Annotated in this window: 13 protein-coding genes; all 13 read left to right on the top strand. The window is 52.4% G+C overall.

Translation table 11 applies throughout. The features are described from left to right. The first annotated feature begins 318 nt into the window (after positions 1-318). The 13 genes from C7434_RS07930 to C7434_RS07870 all read left to right on the top strand — a co-directional run bounded on the left by C7434_RS07930 (position 319) and on the right by C7434_RS07870 (position 16,503). Positions 319-1,734 (top strand): EmmdR/YeeO family multidrug/toxin efflux MATE transporter, encoded by a 1,416-nt coding sequence (locus C7434_RS07930; protein WP_033742240.1) that lies wholly within the window; start codon positions 319-321, stop codon positions 1,732-1,734. Positions 1,735-2,812: 1,078 nt separating this feature from the next. Next, complete coding sequence (locus tag C7434_RS07925; protein WP_033742175.1) at positions 2,813-3,409, top strand: hypothetical protein; 597 nt, start codon at positions 2,813-2,815, stop codon at positions 3,407-3,409. Between the two features lie 23 nt (positions 3,410-3,432). Then, positions 3,433-3,936, top strand: a complete 504-nt coding sequence (gene tssJ, locus C7434_RS07920; protein WP_133745325.1) for a type VI secretion system lipoprotein TssJ — start codon at positions 3,433-3,435, stop codon at positions 3,934-3,936. A gap of 21 nt (positions 3,937-3,957) precedes the next feature. After that, a complete protein-coding gene (gene tssK / locus C7434_RS07915) occupies positions 3,958-5,298 on the top strand; it encodes a type VI secretion system baseplate subunit TssK (RefSeq protein ID WP_033742173.1) in 1,341 nt (446 codons plus the stop codon). A 16-nt stretch (positions 5,299-5,314) separates the two neighbouring features. Next, positions 5,315-6,562, top strand: a complete 1,248-nt coding sequence (locus C7434_RS07910) for a DotU family type VI secretion system protein (protein WP_080752842.1) — start codon at positions 5,315-5,317, stop codon at positions 6,560-6,562. 3 nt (positions 6,563-6,565) lie between these two features. Continuing rightward, the gene (gene tssM / locus C7434_RS07905) at positions 6,566-10,192 is read left to right on the top strand and encodes a type VI secretion system membrane subunit TssM (protein ID WP_033742169.1); all 3,627 of its coding nucleotides are present in this window, start codon (positions 6,566-6,568) and stop codon (positions 10,190-10,192) included. A gap of 14 nt (positions 10,193-10,206) precedes the next feature. After that, positions 10,207-10,923 carry a type VI secretion system-associated protein TagF gene (gene tagF, locus C7434_RS07900; RefSeq protein WP_033742168.1) on the top strand — a complete coding sequence of 239 codons (717 nt, stop codon included), beginning with the start codon at positions 10,207-10,209 and terminating at the stop codon, positions 10,921-10,923. 10 nt (positions 10,924-10,933) lie between these two features. Next, a complete protein-coding gene (tssA, locus tag C7434_RS07895) occupies positions 10,934-11,959 on the top strand; it encodes a type VI secretion system protein TssA (RefSeq protein ID WP_033742167.1) in 1,026 nt (341 codons plus the stop codon). 80 nt (positions 11,960-12,039) lie between these two features. Then, positions 12,040-12,570: a type VI secretion system contractile sheath small subunit gene (gene tssB / locus C7434_RS07890; RefSeq protein ID WP_033742165.1), complete on the top strand. Its 531-nt coding sequence runs from the start codon at positions 12,040-12,042 to the stop codon at positions 12,568-12,570. Next, a complete protein-coding gene (tssC, locus tag C7434_RS07885) occupies positions 12,570-14,069 on the top strand; it encodes a type VI secretion system contractile sheath large subunit (protein WP_033742163.1) in 1,500 nt (499 codons plus the stop codon). The genes tssB and tssC overlap by 1 nt, the downstream gene beginning before the upstream one ends. Positions 14,070-14,609: 540 nt before the next feature. Continuing rightward, positions 14,610-15,092: a type VI secretion system tube protein Hcp gene (locus C7434_RS07880; RefSeq protein ID WP_033742159.1), complete on the top strand. Its 483-nt coding sequence runs from the start codon at positions 14,610-14,612 to the stop codon at positions 15,090-15,092. A 121-nt stretch (positions 15,093-15,213) separates the two neighbouring features. Next, entirely contained in the window at positions 15,214-16,089 is an 876-nt protein-coding gene (locus tag C7434_RS07875; RefSeq protein ID WP_033742157.1) for a peptidoglycan-binding protein, read from the top strand. Between the two features lie 12 nt (positions 16,090-16,101). Beyond that, positions 16,102-16,503, top strand: a complete 402-nt coding sequence (locus tag C7434_RS07870; RefSeq protein ID WP_033742155.1) for a lysozyme inhibitor LprI family protein — start codon at positions 16,102-16,104, stop codon at positions 16,501-16,503. The last annotated feature ends 95 nt before the right edge of the window (positions 16,504-16,598 follow it).

Below are 16,598 nucleotides of genomic sequence, written 5' to 3'. Positions count from 1 at the left end.
TCTATGATCACGCGCATTTTGCGGCTGCCTGTTATGGGCGAGGCTAGTGGGCATCATGCTGCACTGAGTAAAAAACGGATTAACCCGACAGCATCAGGATGTGCAGGGCAGCAATGGCTTTCGCTAAGGCAAGAGGGTGGACCGGAGCATGGCAGCACCGATTCGGCGCGACTAAAGGCGAGAGCAGAAAAGTGTGTAACGATGATTTAACAGGAATGCAAAACGTTTTGCATATTTCACTTTACGCTACCATCATTAGAGTTCTTTCCCGACATGTTCATATTTGGTACTCCTTTGCAAAATCCCGGCGTAGCAGTGGTGCAGGCGATTAAGCGCACGGCGTGGTATCCGAAACGTCGCGCTTACCGCACGCTGTACTGGCGTGAAATTTCGCCTCTTGCAGTTCCTATCTTTTTTGAAAATGCCTGTGTGCTACTGATGGGCGTGTTAAGTACCTTCCTGGTGAGCTGGCTGGGCAAAGAAGCCATGGCCGGCGTCGGGCTGGCAGACAGCTTCAACATGGTCGTCATCTCCTTTTTTGCCGCCATCGACCTGGGAACCACGGTAGTGGTCGCGTTTAGCCTGGCCAGACGCAATGGTAAACGGGCCCGCGCCGCAACACGGCAGTCGCTGGCAATGATGACGGTATTAGCCCTGGTGCTGGTTATCGCCATTGAGTTCTGGGGGCATCTGATTATTGACGCCATCGCAGGCGCAGCAGAACCGAAAGTGAAAGCGCTGGCACTCAGCTATCTGCAGGTTTCCGCATGGAGTTATCCGGCGGCGGCCATTACGCTGATTGGTAGCGGTGCGCTGCGTGGGGCAGGGAACACGAAAATACCGATGCTGATTAACGGTGGGATGAATATCCTTAACATCGTTATCAGCAGTGTGCTGATTTATGGCTGTTTTTCGTGGAAGGGGCTGGGCTTTGTGGGGGCCGGATTAGGGCTGACAATTACCCGCTACATTGGCGCAATAGCGGTCATCTACGTGTTAATGATTGGCTTCAACGCCTCACTGAGAATTTCGCTGTCCAGCTATTTCAGGCGCTGGAACAGCAGTATTTTATTTGAAGTCTTAAGCATCGGTGTGCCGGCCAGTATTGAATCCGTGCTGTTTAACGGCGGGAAGTTACTGACACAGGTCTTTGTGGCGGGCATGGGCACCAACGAAATTGCCGGCAATTTTATCGCGTTTTCAATCGCCTCACTGATTAACCTGCCTGGTAATGCGCTGGGATCGGCGTCGACCATTATTACGGGAAAACGCTTAGGTAAATACCAGGTTTTTCAGGCAGAGCGGCAAATCAAGCACGTCTATATGTTGGCTACAATCTGTCTGACAGGCGTTGCTGCGCTGACCATACCGCTGGCGGGGCTGCTGGCACGCTTCTACACCAGCGATCCGGAAGTGATTAGCGTCACCAAACACCTTATCTGGCTGAATGCCCTGTTTATGCCGATTTGGGCCGCCTCCTGGGTGCTCCCCGCCGGCCTGAAGGGCGCGCGTGATGCCCGTTATACGATGTATGTATCGATGTTCAGTATGTGGTGCGCAAGGGTTGTTATTGGTTATCTGCTGGGCATTGAACTCGGTATGGGCGTGATTGGTGTCTGGCTGGGCATGTTCCTTGACTGGACGGTGCGCGGCGGATTTTTCTGGTGGCGGCTGAAAAGCGGGAAATGGCTTAATAACTACCGCAAGATGCTCGCCAGGGCAGAATCCACCTGAATACCTTCAGCCACCCGTTTGTGAGAGGGGATGATGCGTGGCAGCTTCGCGCCGCGCATCATCACAGCCTGTTTTAATACTGCCACGCTTTTCATTTACCTGCCTCTACACAGGTTTCGTCATTCGTCAGGACGGTTCTGTGCCCACTTTTCCCGCAAAGCGGACGAAGTGCGTTCGAATCCAGGGCCGCGCGTATCGCCTTCGGGTAGGAATACTCTTAAATTTAACGCCATTGCTTCGTTTAACTCTTTGATTAATATGTGTTATTGATTTTGTTTCAGAAAGACCAGGTGGCCAAATTTGACTTAATTGCTCTTTTCAACTTACGCATCGCGTTTGAGCTGACGGTTTTCTCAGCGTTCAGGGCCATCCGGCACCTTAAAATATTCATCTGGCTTAAGCTTTTATACTAAAGGATAGGGGCGCTGAGACCATAGATGAGTATCAGACGTACGAAATGTGCAGGTTTCACCGTATTGTCATCTGTTTGAGTTAGTAAAAAACATAAATACTATTACTTAGTTACGTAACTGGGAGCTGTATTGAATTTTTCAAGGCAATATGTAAAGCTGTGTAAGATGTTAATAAATGGAAAAGAACTTTACACAGGCGAGCAGGATGTACAGGCTCGTGCGGTAGCTATGGTGCTGCATATTTTTTTGTAACCCATTGATTTATTGCTATTTGTGTGAGATCGACTGGAATTTAAGCAGGATGTTACCATTCTCCCCACACGAATAACGATTAACCAGCCCCGTTAAGTTTAACGATTACCTAACAAAAATCGTGTCTTACCAAAACATAATCTGGCTGCTTTAATACCGTTTGCTTTTAGGAATGGGTCAGTTTGCTGAATGTATTTTGTGAAATTCAGCCGACCCGCTTCTCCGGTCATCAGGTTTTATGAACTGTGCCTATACTGTTCATGCTCATCGTATAAAATTTACACTCAATCAACGCTCCTATTCAGGCAACTTGTATTGTTAATCAATAACTTGGCGTCATCTGGCGTCCAGTTGACGTTGTGCAACAATACGACGCGCTGACCACCGGCCAAAGGCCACTTTTTTGGGTATTAATGGAACTAAATATGAAAAAAATGGTGAACTTTCGAATTGCATTAAGCCTGATGTTTGTTTTTGCTGTTGCAGGCTGTAAAACACCGCCAAAAATGACAGATGACACAATGGTCACCAATACCGTTGATGGCACTACCCTGATTCACCGTCATGCCGTAGCTGCGCCTGCACAGTTCACCGCCGTCAATGAGAGTTACCGTGCCCTGTATCCTGCCTCTGTGATGACACGCCCGGATTTTGGCGGCAAGGTCGTGGAAACGCTGAAAACGGGTGAAACCTATACCGTTGTGGGTCAGGTAGAGAATAACTGGCTGGCACTGGGCGAAGAAGCTGACGCGGTTTCACCACCCGCAACTGACGCGAAAGCCACCGACAGTAAGGGCGCCGCGCCTCAGGCACCGACTAATGCGGTCAAAGTCATTGGCTATGTGCCTTTCCGTGCAGTGGTAAAAAGCGATTTATACGACCAAACCATCAAAGCCGATCAGCCTAAGCGTCGTGCGCGTGCCGCCGCGAAGAAAAAGACCTGCGTCTCTGTTGATGGCAACAGCCAGGCCTGCCAGAACAGCAATAACGGTACCTGGATCATTAACTAAGTCAGGGGCAGGGAGGGGCAGATATGGCACATACCCACTTGCGCGCTGGCCTGAAAAAATGGCTCTGGCCCTTCCTGCTACTTCTGCTGACCGCATGCAGTAGCAGTAAGCCCGATATCGCGCGCTACAACCTGAATTTTCAGGCGCATCCCCCCATCAACGCCGGCGCGCCGCTCAAAGTGCGCGTCATGCTGTTGACGTCGGATGCCGAGTTTATGTCCGCTGATTTCTTCACATTACAGAATCAACCCGCGACAGCATTAGGCAATACGCTGCTTAACAGTCAGCAGTTTTTCCTGATGTCCGGTCAGCTCAGTAAAACGCTGAGTGCGAAAAGCCTGCCTGAGGCACGGTTTATCGGCATCATGGCGGAATATCAAAAGCTGGATGGCAAAGTGTGGCGGCTGGCGCTGCCTTTCCCGGACAGCGACAGCAGTTCATTCTGGCAGTTCTGGAAAAGCAATGATGGTGAGCTAAACGCCAACATTATCGTTGACGATGCCGGTATGCGTCCCATTAAGCAATAACACCGTCTTCAAAGGATGATTATGAACAGAGCCGAAAAGGTTGTTTGGGCGGAAGGGATGTTTTTGCGTCCTCACCATTTCCAGCAGGCAGAAAATTTTCTGCAAAGCTCGCTGCGTGAATGGGGCCAGTCGCAACGTCCTTACATTTGGGGATTTTTCGATCTCGAATTTGATGAAGCGCTGTTACGGCAGGGCAAGCTGGCGCTCAATGCCGCCAGTGGATGTCTGCCGGATGGGACGTTTTTTGCTTTCAGCCAGCCCCAGCAAGGTCCAGCCCCCTTAGACGTGCCCGCGAATATTGACCGGGCGAAAGTGGTGCTGGCCATCCCCGCGCGGCGTAATGGCCGCGAAGCGGTAACGTTTGAAGATGCGCCAGATTCTCTGGCGCGCTACCTCGCCTGGGAAGCGGAAGTCGAAGATGACAACGCGCAGGCTGTTGGCACCGCCACCGTCCAGTTTGGCAAGCTTCGCCTGCGGTTAATGCTGGAGCAGGATCTGACCGCAGAGTGGACGGCCATGGGCGTGGCGCAGATTGTTGAAAAACGCAGTGACAACCACATTCGTTTAGACAATGACTATATCCCTCCTACCTTAACGCTTGCAGGCAGTCGTCCGCTTCAGAGCATGATGACGGATTTGCACGGTATGATTCAGCAGCGCAGCCAGCAACTGAGCCAGCGCGCGCCAGGTACCGGGCGTTTTAACAGTGCAGATATGGTGGATTTCATGCTGCTGGCGCTCCTTAATCGCCAGTTGGGGCTGCACGCTCATCTGCAGCACCTGCCGTTACTGCATCCTGAAACGCTCTACAGCCACTGGTTACAACTGGCCGCGGAACTGGCAACCTGGACGCAGGCCCGTACGCCTGACGCGCTTCCCCTTTACGATCACGATGATCTGCAAGGTTGCTTTTCGCGCCTCACCCTGTTGCTGCGTCAGGGGCTGTCGCAGGTCATGGAAGAGAGCGCCATTCAACTGCCACTGACGCAGCGTTCACACGGCCTGAACGTCGCCACCGTGCCAGACAACAGCATGGTGCGTGAATTTGGCTTTGTGCTGGCCGTCAAGGCAAGCGTTCCCGCCGATGCACTCAAAACCCATTTCCCGGCACAGATGAAGGTCGCGCCTGTGACCAAAATTCGCGATCTCGTGCAGTTGCAGCTTCCGGGGCTGGCTCTGAGAGCCATGCCTGGCGCGCCCCCGCAAATCCCCTGGCACGCCGGATACAGCTATTTTGAGTTGGATAAAAACAGCGAGCTTTGGCAGGAGATGGAACGATCGGGTGCCTTCGCGCTGCACCTTGCCGGTGAGTTTCCGGGCCTGAACATGGAGTTCTGGGCCATTCGCAGTCAGTCAGAATAATTCAAACTGAGCAGGCATGATGCAGGAACAAAACAAACCGAACAGTGATGCTTTTCAGCAGGAGTTAAGTCTGAGCCATCAGAACACGCTGGTGGCCGCAGCTAATCCGCTGATCAACGCCATTCCCCAGATTCGTCACTCGGTATCGCATGACGATCCCGCCCGTTTACGCCAGCAACTTATCGAACAGATTCGTCGTTTCGAGCTGGCCTGTCAGCAGTCGGGTCTGAGCTACGAAGTGATCGTTGGCGCACGTTACTGCCTGTGTACGGCGCTGGACGAAGCCGCTGCGCTGACGCCCTGGGGCAGCCGCGGTGTGTGGACCAGTAATGGCTTGCTGGTAACTTTTCATAATGAAACCTGGGGTGGCGAAAAGTTTTTCCAGCTGCTGGCTAAACTGTCACAAAATCCGCGACAGCATATTCTGTTACTGGAGCTAATTTATTTCTGTCTGGTGCTGGGGTTCGAAGGGCGCTACCGCGTACTCGACAACGGGCGTTCACAACTGGACACCATTAAACAGCGCCTGCTGCAGATGATCCGAAGCGTCAGGGGAAGTTTTGCCGCTGCGCTTTCGCCGCATCCTACCGATCAACCGGTGTTGCGTAAACTGTGGCGACCGATGATTCCGCTGTGGGCCTGCGCCGCGCTGGCGGGCCTGGCGGCCTGCCTGTTCTACATTGTGCTTAACTGGCGGCTGGGGGATTACACCTCGCCGGTGCTGGCCAAAATTTATCAGACGACGCTGCCCGAAGTGCAGATTCGAAATCCGGCACCGCCGCCGCCGCCGTCACTGAACCTGAAGTCCTTCCTCAAACCAGAAATCGATGAAGGCCTGGTCGCGGTGCGTGACGAGGCCGATCAGAGCGTGGTGACGCTGAAAGGAGACGGCTTATTCGCCTCTGGATCAACGGAAGTTCGTGGGCGTTATGATGCGGTGATTCAGCGCATTGCCGAGGCCATGAACAACGTCAGCGGGAAAATCCTGGTCGTGGGATACAGCGATAACGTACCGATTCGCAGTGCACGTTTTGCATCGAATTACGAGCTGTCGCTGGCTCGCGCTCAGTCCGTTCAGAACCTGTTGCAAAAACAGCTGGCCAATCCGTCACGTGTCAAAGCGGAAGGGCGGGGCGAAACGCACCCGCTGGTGCCTAATAACAGTGCAGAGAACCGCGCCCGCAACCGTCGTGTTGAAATCACGCTGCAGGTCGCACCTGACACGACGAAAGCTGAACTTAACGGCCTGGCAAGAGGGAACTAATCCATGCTGAATGTCCTGTTTTCGATACTGACCAGCCGCCTGGCGTGGGGCTTCGTCGGTATCACAGCGTTATCATTTATCATTTGGGTCATCGGCCCGGTGTTCTCGATAGTGGATTCCCGGCCGCTGGAGTCTGAACAGAACCGCATGATCAGTATTGCGCTGCTGTATGTGGTCTGGGGCCTGAGTCAGGCGATTCCACGTCTGTATAACTACTGGCTGAACCGCAAACTGATGTCCAGTCTGGAGACCAGCAAACCTGACGCACCTGAGGAAGAGCGCAAACGCCTGACCAGTGAGGATCAGGTGCTTGCCAGCCGCTTCTCTGAAGCGACAGAAATGCTGAAAAAGGCGCATTTTCAGCGCCAGAGCAGCAAAGGCGCCCCTTTCTGGGCGCAGCGCTTCAGCCATCAGTACCTGTACCAACTGCCGTGGTACATGATTATCGGTGCGCCTGGCGCGGGTAAAACGACGGCGCTGGTGAATTCCGGTTTGCAGTTTCCGCTGGCCGATAAATTTGGCAAAGCGGCCTTACGCGGTATTGGCGGAACACGAAACTGCGACTGGTGGTTTACAAATGAAGCTGTCCTGCTGGATACCGCAGGACGCTATACCACGCAGGAAAGTCAGCAGGAGCGTGATGCCAGTGAATGGCACCATTTTCTGGCGCTGCTGCGCAAATACCGTGGCCGTCAGCCTGTAAACGGCGTCATTGTGACACTGAGCGTGGCTGATCTGTTGTCGCAGTCGCCCGACGCCATGCGTAATCAGGCGATGGCGCTGCGTCAGCGCCTGATGGAACTTCACGATCAACTGGGCATTCGCTTTCCGGTTTATGTGCTGGTCACTAAAGCTGACCTGTTAAAGGGTTTCCGCAGTTATTTTGCCAGCCTGGATAAAACACAGCGCGAACAGATTTGGGGATTTACCTTCCCATGGGCGAAAGCCTCGACAGCGGATTTCGAACTGAGCAGCCAGTTCCAGCAGGAATATGCTCTGTTGCAACAGCGGCTGGATGCCGGGCTGGCGGATGTTCTGCTGGCGGAAAGTGATGCGCAGGCGCGGGCAGAAAGTTATCTGTTCCCACAAGAATTTGCCGCGCTGCGCCCACAGTTGGCTGAAGCGCTGGATATTCTCTTTGCCCGTTCTGATTTCGAAACGCAGTTTGCGCCGCGCGGGATCTATTTCGCCAGCGGCACCCAGGAAGGGCTGCCATTTGACCGTGTGATGGGCGAACTGACACGTGCACTGCACTTGCCGGGCCAGCAGCAGGGCGAGTCAGGTAGCTGGGACAAGGTGGATAAAGAGGCCCCGATTCCGCAGAACAAAGGCCAGAGTTTCTTCCTGAAAGGGGTGCTGGAAAACGTCATCTTTCAGGAGTCGGGCCTGGCGGGCAGCAATCGCTGGTGGGAACTCCGTAATCGCGTAGGGCTCTGGTCGGGCTACCTGGCCTTGCTTATCCTGGTGCTGATTGCGGGGACATTGTGGCTGATCAGCTACAACAAAAATAAAACTTATCTGCAGGAGATGGCGGCCAAAACGCCGCAGGTCGAGCAACTGGGTGACAAACTGCAAAAAGAGGTGAACGGTAACCTGTTTGCGCTGGTCCCTTATCTCAACACGCTGTTGCACCTGCCGGAAAGCGCGTCTTTTTCCCTGGAGCATCCGCCGCTGACGCGTCGCATGGGGCTGTATCGGGGTACCGAAGTGAGTGACGCCACGCAGGCGTTATACGATCGTGCACTTAAACAACTGTTGATGCCACAAGTGGCGCAAAATATTACCCGCTGGTTACGCAATGACAACGGCAGCGATGCCGATTACAGCTATGAAGCCCTGAAGGCTTATCAGATGCTGTATCAGCCAAAGCACTATGACGGTAAGTTTCTTCAGGCGTGGATGATGTTAAATATCTCCCGTGAACTGCCTCAGGATGTGACGCAGGCGGAGGTGAAACAGCTGGCGTGGCACCTGCAGCAGTTGCTGGAAACACAGATCCAGTCCTCACCCTATGCGAAGGATGACGCGCTGGTAAAGCGCGAGCAGGCGCTGATTAGTCAGATGCCGCTGTCACAGCGCGTTTACGGACGCCTGAAACGCCTGCTGGAACGCGATAGTGCATTGTCACCCGTGACCCTGGCTGCACTGGGTGGGCCGCAAAGCGAACTGGTGTTCTCACGTAAAAGCGGTAAATCCGTGAATGAAGGTGTGTCCGGACTTTTCACGCCCGACGGCTACTGGAACCACGTTGATAAAGAGATCGCCCCCGTTACGGATGCCCTCTATAAGGATGATATCTGGGTGCTGGGCGGCGAAACGGCCCATGAAGACAGCAAACAAACCGATATGGCGGTGCGTCAGCTGTATATTCAGGACTATATTCGCCAGTGGGAGCAGTTTCTCAGCGATATCCAGCTCAACAGCAGTGCCGATTTAACGCAGCGTATTAATACCGCACGTCTGTTATCCAGTAACCATTCCCCGCTGCGGCAACTGGTTATTAATTTGAGTAAACAGCTCACGCTGACGCGGGCACAACCTGACGACAAGAGCGCGAAAAATGCCGCAGCCGCATCAGATAACAGTGCCACGCGCACGTTACAGGCACTGTTTACCTCGCCGCGCTCGAATGGTGAACAGGGTGCGGTGCAGCAAACGCCTGAACAAGCGGTAACGGCCCATTTCGCACCGATTATCGAACTGGCACAGCCATTGCAGCAGGGCAGCAAAGTGCTGGCCGTGGATGATTTCCTGAAGCAGATTGACGATCTCTATCGTTACCTCACGGCCGTACAGGACGCGGCGAACAGCGGAATGCCACCGCCCTCCAGTGATGCGATCAGCCGTCTGCAGGCCAGCGCGGGCCGTTTGCCTGGCTCGCTGCAAAATATGGTCTCCGGTATGGCTGTCGGTGCCAGCAGTGATGCACAGCGTCGCGATATGGATAACGTCCGCAAGCGCATTACCATGGAAGTTGGCAGTTTCTGTCGCCAGGCGATTGCCGGCCGCTATCCTTTAGTGCGCAACGCGCGAAGTGAAGTCACGCCTGACGACCTGGCGCGCATGTTTGCGCCAGGCAGCGGACTGATGGACAGCTTCTTCCGGGACAATCTGGCCAGTAAAGTGGATACCACCCGCGCGGCATGGCGTTTCACGCCGGGCATTGATGGTAAAACGTTACCGGGGGGCGAAGCGCTGCTGCGTCCGTTCCAGCAGGCTCAGTCGATTCGCGATGCGTTTTTTGCCAATGGTGCCACCACGCCTTCTTTCCGCGTGACGTTGCGCACGGTAAAAATGGACAACGACATTCTTAATATGACGCTGGACGTGGACGGGCAAATCTTACGCTACAGTCATGGTCCACAGGCGGTGCAGTTAGTCAGCTGGCCCGGTCCGGGGGGAACCAGTCAGGTGCGCATGCAACTGGGCCTGACGAATGGCACGACCTCCACGCTGACCACCAGCGGGCCATGGGCGCTTAATCGCTTCTTTGACCGCGCACAGGTCACCTCGGTCGGCGGACTGACGCGCGAAGCCAGCTTTAATGTGGACGGACATAATGTGACGTTGTCCTTTACGCCGGGCAGCATCAGGAACCCCTTCCAGCTCCCTGCATTTAGCTGTCCCTGAAACAGGATCTGACTATGACTCAATACGCAGCACCTGGCTGGTACGGCAAACTGCCCAGTTCGGGTGATTTCGTAAAACGACGTTTCCCCGATACCCTGCAGCGCCAGTGGTCGAACTGGTTTCAGGTAGGATTGCATCACTGGCAAACCAGTGCGGAAGGCGAGCATTCCGCGTCACGGGCCTTTCTTAAAGCACCCGTGTGGAATTTTGTCATACCGCCCATGTTAGGTACGCAACTGATTCAGATGGGCTGCCTGACCGCCGCCCGCGACAGCGTCGGGCGACATTATCCGCTCTGCGCGTTGCGCTACTTTACGCCAACGGAATGGGCCCCGTTACTGCTGGCCCGCGCCGGTGACTGGTATCACCAGATGGGCAATACCTTATTGCGGGCGGTTCAGGAGGGGGGCACGCCCGAGCAGTTTGATCAGGCGTTGTTAAGTATTCCCCTTCCACAGCCTCAGGAAGGCGAAGCCTCATCGGATATCTTATCGGTGATCGGCAGCGGGGAGAATAATGCCTCCACCCTGAGCTGGAATTTGCCATCACAGAGTTTTGATCCCCAGTTTCAAAGCAGTTTTTGGTGGACCAATCAGAGCGACGGTTTTCCGCTTTATACCCATGTCCACAGCGGCAACCTGACAGCGCAGTTATTTTCGCTGTTATTCGATCCGGCGGGCGGTGCAAAGCCCGGGCGAAATGGACTTTATCCTCCTATGTTTGAATCCTGAGGCGAAACGGATGAGTATTGATATTGACACGTTGCTGATACCGGTAAGCCACGATAATCCCTGCGGGGATAACCTGGAATACGATGCGGATTTTCAGGCGATGGAACAGGCCAGCGTAGGCAAAGCCGAGCAGCAGTTCGGCAATACCATCATTCCGGCCGAACCGGCTGACTGGAACAAGGTCGAAAAGCTGGCACTGGATTTAATGAGCCGCAGCAAAGATTTACGCGTCATGCTCACGCTGACGCACGCCTGGACTCGTCTCAAAGGGTTGCCCGGCTATGCACAGGGGTTGCAACTGATTGAGCAGGCCATGTCGCAGTACTGGGAAACCTTATGGCCACGTCTGGAAGAAGATGGCCAGCCCGATCCCTTTTACCGCATCAATGCCCTGGCCGTGCTGGGCGACCAGTCAGCCCTGGCGGGCGCGGTGCGCCAGTCGTGGTTGCTGCGTTATGCTTCCGACGGGATTACGCTTCGCGATGCCGCTGCATTATGTGACGGCAGTAAAACGGAAGTGCCAGACTACCCTGGCGGCCTGCCGCGTCTTAATGATGAACTGGCGCGAGGCGAGCAACCCGGCGTTGCGGCCATTCAGGACATTGGCGAACGTTTGCAGCGCATTCGTAGCCTGGTGACTGAAAAGCTGGATGAAACGGCCTTACCGGATATGAGTCAGCTTCAGCGCAGCTTCGCCATGCTGAATGAGCGTTGCCAGGCCACCGATATCGGCGCGTTACAGTCTCTGGCAGCGGCCGTACAGTCTGCACCGGAAACCGAAAACCCAACCGCGCCCAGGGCCGCGTCGCGCGCCGCTACAGACTGGCGCAGTGCTCAACTTAACTCGCGTGCTGAAGCGCAGTTAATGCTGGAAAAAGTGAAACAGTACTTTACGCAGCACGAGCCCAGCCATCCGGCACCGTTGATGATTGACCGTGTACAGCGCCTGATCGAACTCGACTTTATGGACATCATTCGCGACCTTGCGCCGGATGGTGTACATCAGTTAGAAAACATTTTTGGACGCCGCGACTAAGCTATCAGTGAAGTCTTAACGCAGCGAGACCTGCGCGCCTCCTGCGAGCCAGTAACCGCGCATTATTTATGGAGAGAACCATGCCAACAATGAAGTCCAGTGGGCAGAAATTTATCGCCCGCAATCGCGCGCCACGCGTTCAGATTGAATATGACGTGGAAGTTTATGGTGCAGAACGAAAAATTCAGTTGCCCTTCATCATGGGCGTACTGGCCGATTTAGCCGGTAAGCCGCTGGAGCCGCAGGCCAGCGTTGACGACCGCAAATTCCTGGAAATCGACATCGATAACTTCGATGAGCGCATGAAAGCCATGAAGCCACGCGCTGCATTCCAGGTCGACAATACGCTGAACGGCGACGGCAAACTGAATATTGACCTGACTTTTGAAAGCATGGACGATTTCTCCCCGGATGCCATTGCCCGTAAAGTCGAACCACTTAACAGCCTGCTGGAAGCACGTACTCAGCTTTCAAATCTGCTGACCTATATGGATGGCAAAAATGGCGCTGAAGAGCTTATCGGCAAAATTCTTCAGGATCCGACCCTGCTGCAGGCGCTGACGCATGTGCCTAAGCAGGCGGATGCCGCAGAAGGGAAGGAGGAGCAATAATGAATCAGACTTCTCAACAACCCCAGTCACAGGGCGATGCCAGTTTTAGTCAGGACGAGTTTAGTGCCTTACTGAACAAAGAGTTTCGTCCAAAGAGTGATCAGGCGCGCGAAGCGGTAGAAAGCGCGGTGAAAACGCTGGCACAGCAGGCGCTGGAAAATACGGTGACCGTTTCCAGCGATGCTTACCGCACCATTCAGGCACTGATTGCTGAGATTGATGAAAAGCTGTCTCAGCAGGTCAATCAGATTATTCACCATGAAGAGTTTCAGAAGCTGGAAAGCGCCTGGCGCGGTCTGAGCTATCTGGTGAATAACACGGAAACCGATGAGATGCTGAAGATTCGTTTCATGAGCATCTCTAAACAGGAGCTGGGCCGCACGCTCAAGCGCTATAAAGGCGTGGGCTGGGATCAAAGTCCGCTGTTTAAGAAAATCTATGAACAGGAATACGGCCAGTTCGGTGGCGAGCCGTTCGGTTGCCTGGTCGGCGATTACTACTTCGACCACAGCCCGCAGGACGTTGAGCTGCTGGGCGAGATGGCCCGCATCGGTGCGGCCGCGCACTGCCCGTTTATCACCGGTACCGCGCCAGGCGTTATGCAGATGGAATCCTGGCAGGAGCTGGCGAATCCACGCGATCTGACCAAAATCTTCCAGAATACCGAATATGCTGCCTGGCGCAGCCTGCGCGAATCGGAAGATGCGCGTTACCTGGGCCTGGTAATGCCGCGCTTCCTGTCTCGTCTGCCTTACGGCATTCGTACCAATCCGGTTGACAGCTTCGATTTTGAAGAGCAGACCGATGGCTCGGATCACAGCAACTACAGCTGGACCAACGCGGCTTATGCGATGGCGGCCAACATCAACCGTTCATTTAAAGAGTACGGCTGGTGTACCTCCATCCGTGGCGTGGAATCAGGTGGCGCAGTGGAAAACCTGCCCTGCCATACGTTCCCCAGCGATGACGGCGGCGTGGACATGAAGTGCCCGACCGAGATCGCCATCAGCGATCGTCGTGAAGCCGAACTGGCGAAAAATGGCTTTATGCCGCTGGTCCACCGTAAAAACTCTGACTTCGCCGCGTTTATTGGCGCACAGTCGCTGCAAAAACCGGCGGAATACCACGATGCGGACGCCACCGCGAATGCTCGTCTGGCTGCCCGTTTGCCGTACCTGTTCGCCTGCTGCCGTTTCGCTCACTACCTGAAGTGCATTGTGCGCGACAAGATTGGTTCATTCCGTGAGCGTGACGATATGGAACGCTGGCTGAATGACTGGATAATGAACTATGTCGATGGTGACCCGGCTAACTCTTCACAGGAAACCAAATCACGCAAGCCACTAGCTGCGGCGGAGGTGAATGTGGAAGAGCAGGAAGACAACCCTGGCTACTATGCAGCGAAATTCTTCCTGCGCCCGCATTATCAGCTGGAAGGATTAACAGTGTCGCTGCGTCTGGTATCGAAGCTCCCTTCGCTGAAGTCGAACGAGAATTAAATTTTTTTGCAATGTAAAGCACGTCCAGGTGGCGTGCTTTTCAGACGATTAAGCATGACTTTTTTCACTTCCAAAATTCTGTTTCCCGTAAAATAAACCTTTTCTGAAAATACTGGCTCCGGTAGAAGGTCTACGGGTTTCGAGCGGGCTATAAAGGTATAATGGCAGGCTGCCCAATCAGATATTTTGCTGTTCCAGGTCGGCCAGATAAATAATTAGCTTAACTGTTCTGTTATCGCTGTGAGAATGGATAGGGGTTAAGTCATCAGCCTGCAACAGAATGAACGACATAATTAAATTTAGCGTATATACGACGGATGCCTTGTGTGCGTCAGCATTCATTTGACATACCGATACGGCAAAAAAAATCTCCTGCTGTGGCAGTTTATTGTAGTGGGACCCTTCGGGAAGCCTGTAGCACTCCCGAAGTCGAGGCAAAAGTAAAATATGGACTGTTTTATTCAGCCCCATGCTTTTCTCTTTGCCATATAGATGCTTTTTCGAAAGCGACAACTTTTTCCATAACGAAGAGTAAATATTATGGCTATTGATATGTATTTGAAGGTAGACGGCATTACGGGTGAATCTAAAGATTCTAACCATACCGGCTGGATTGATATTACCTCTTTCTCCTGGGGCGCTAATCAGCCGGGTAATATGAGCGTGGGCGGCGGTGGCGGTGCTGGTAAAGTTAACTTCAACGACCTGCACATTAATGCCAAAATCGACAAAGCGGTAACTGCATTGCTGAAAAACTGTGCCAGCGGTAAGCACGTTTCTAAGGTTGAAGTGTCAGTTTGTAAAGCGGGCGGCACGCAAATCGAATACACCCGAATTACCCTGGAAGATGTGCTGGTAACCAACGTTCAGTTCGTGGGTTCAGAGCACGATGACACCCTGGGCGTAACTTATGCATTCCAGGCTGCGAAAGTGAAACAGCAGTACTGGGAGCAGAGCTCTTCTGGTGGTAAAGGTGCAGAAACCAGCGCGGGCTGGAACATCAAAGAGAATAAAGAAGCGTAAGAAAAAACGCCTCCTTATCGGGAGGCGTTTCTCGCTAAGTGGTTTTTTCTTTTTATGCGTTAGGCTCCCAGCCAATTTACAAGGATTTCTCTGGATCAGATTCATTGGGTGGAGATAGTAAATGAGTATTACAGGGTCAGTTGGTATAGGTGGCCGTAATAATTACGGCGATGTAAAAACGGTACAACGGCTTTTACAAAATAATGGTTTTCCCCAGCTTCGTGATGACGGCAGAATTGGGCCAAAAACTATCGAAGCTATCAAAAGTTACCAATCACGTTTTATGTCACGGCCAGATGGTTTGGTTGATGTTCATGGAAAGACATGGAGTGCACTCTCTCGCTCAGGTAATAGTACCGGTAAAATTTTACCACCTGGGAAAGTCGATGATCCAAATGTTAATTCTGGCCGTCTTACCGTTAATGCGGGACAAATTACATTTGATGCCGAAGGTAATGACAACATTCATAGTCCTTATTTCAGTAGGCATATACATTGGCCAGGATATAACTCAGGTGTAACCATCGGAAGAGGTTACGACATGGGCGGAAGAAGTTCAGGTGAAATTTATTCTGATCTTTTGATGGTGGGGGTTGAGCAAGAGCAGGCAAGGCGTCTTTCTTTAGGCTCTACAAAAAAAGGAAGTGCGGCACATGCCTGGGTTAAAAAACACAGGGATGAATGCGGCATCATATCACGTGAGTCGCAGGCAAGACTCTTTGAGATCATTTACCCAATCTATGTAAGTCGTGCTAAATCTTCCTATCTATCTAAAACTGCCAGTCATCACGAAAGAACGGATTGGGATAAGCTGAAGCCTGCAATTAAAGATATTATTGTGGATTTAGTTTATCAAGGTGCAGGTTCGACGATAAATATGCAGGCGGCTATGCATAATGACATCGATAAATTGGCAGATTTTATTGATAGCTCAGCATATCTCCAAAAGTTTGAAAAGGGTCGTCATCGTGCTCGTTATCTCAGAAGTAGACGATAAATAAGAGGTTACATGAAAAAGATATTGCTTTCTACTTTGTTCGTAGTTGGTATGCAAGTGCTTAATCCGGTTTATGCTTTAAGTGATTGCTCACAAGGAAATAATGATCAAGAGGTTTACTCCTGTGCAGAAAAGAATAAATCTGAAACAGAAGTGATGTTGAATAAAGAATATAAAGCGGCTAAATCAAGGGTTCAGGAGCTTTATAAAGGCAATGATGAGGAGCTTAATAAGTACATAAGCACGTTAACTGAAGCACAACGGGCATGGTTAAAGTACAGAGAAAATGATTGTGAACTTGCCTCTTTTGCAGCGGATAAAGGTAGTGACGCGAGTCTTTCTTATATCAATATCTGCATGTATGAGCACAATGAACAAAGAATTAAAAAGTTAAAAATGATACCTTATCATTAATTATATTATAACAATCAATTCCTCTGGGGTGCATTTTTATTTTCAGCTGTCGTCAAGTGAATATAGCATAGGATAAGTGATGTCTTTTTAAAAGA

This window comes from Pantoea sp. PNA 14-12 (genome assembly GCF_004364735.1).
GTDB lineage: Bacteria > Pseudomonadota > Gammaproteobacteria > Enterobacterales > Enterobacteriaceae > Pantoea > Pantoea stewartii.
This window is presented reverse-complemented; position numbering and strand designations above follow the sequence as displayed.

Coding starts and splice junctions, on each gene's coding strand:
- C7434_RS07925 (WP_033742175.1), top strand. CDS start 2,813: ATGGAACTAAATATGAAAAAAATGGTGAACTTTCGAATTGCATTAAGC.
- tssJ (WP_133745325.1), top strand. CDS start 3,433: ATGGCACATACCCACTTGCGCGCTGGCCTGAAAAAATGGCTCTGGCCC.
- tssK (WP_033742173.1), top strand. CDS start 3,958: ATGAACAGAGCCGAAAAGGTTGTTTGGGCGGAAGGGATGTTTTTGCGT.
- C7434_RS07910 (WP_080752842.1), top strand. CDS start 5,315: ATGATGCAGGAACAAAACAAACCGAACAGTGATGCTTTTCAGCAGGAG.
- tssM (WP_033742169.1), top strand. CDS start 6,566: ATGCTGAATGTCCTGTTTTCGATACTGACCAGCCGCCTGGCGTGGGGC.
- tagF (WP_033742168.1), top strand. CDS start 10,207: ATGACTCAATACGCAGCACCTGGCTGGTACGGCAAACTGCCCAGTTCG.
- tssA (WP_033742167.1), top strand. CDS start 10,934: ATGAGTATTGATATTGACACGTTGCTGATACCGGTAAGCCACGATAAT.
- tssB (WP_033742165.1), top strand. CDS start 12,040: ATGCCAACAATGAAGTCCAGTGGGCAGAAATTTATCGCCCGCAATCGC.
- tssC (WP_033742163.1), top strand. CDS start 12,570: ATGAATCAGACTTCTCAACAACCCCAGTCACAGGGCGATGCCAGTTTT.
- C7434_RS07880 (WP_033742159.1), top strand. CDS start 14,610: ATGGCTATTGATATGTATTTGAAGGTAGACGGCATTACGGGTGAATCT.
- C7434_RS07875 (WP_033742157.1), top strand. CDS start 15,214: ATGAGTATTACAGGGTCAGTTGGTATAGGTGGCCGTAATAATTACGGC.
- C7434_RS07870 (WP_033742155.1), top strand. CDS start 16,102: ATGAAAAAGATATTGCTTTCTACTTTGTTCGTAGTTGGTATGCAAGTG.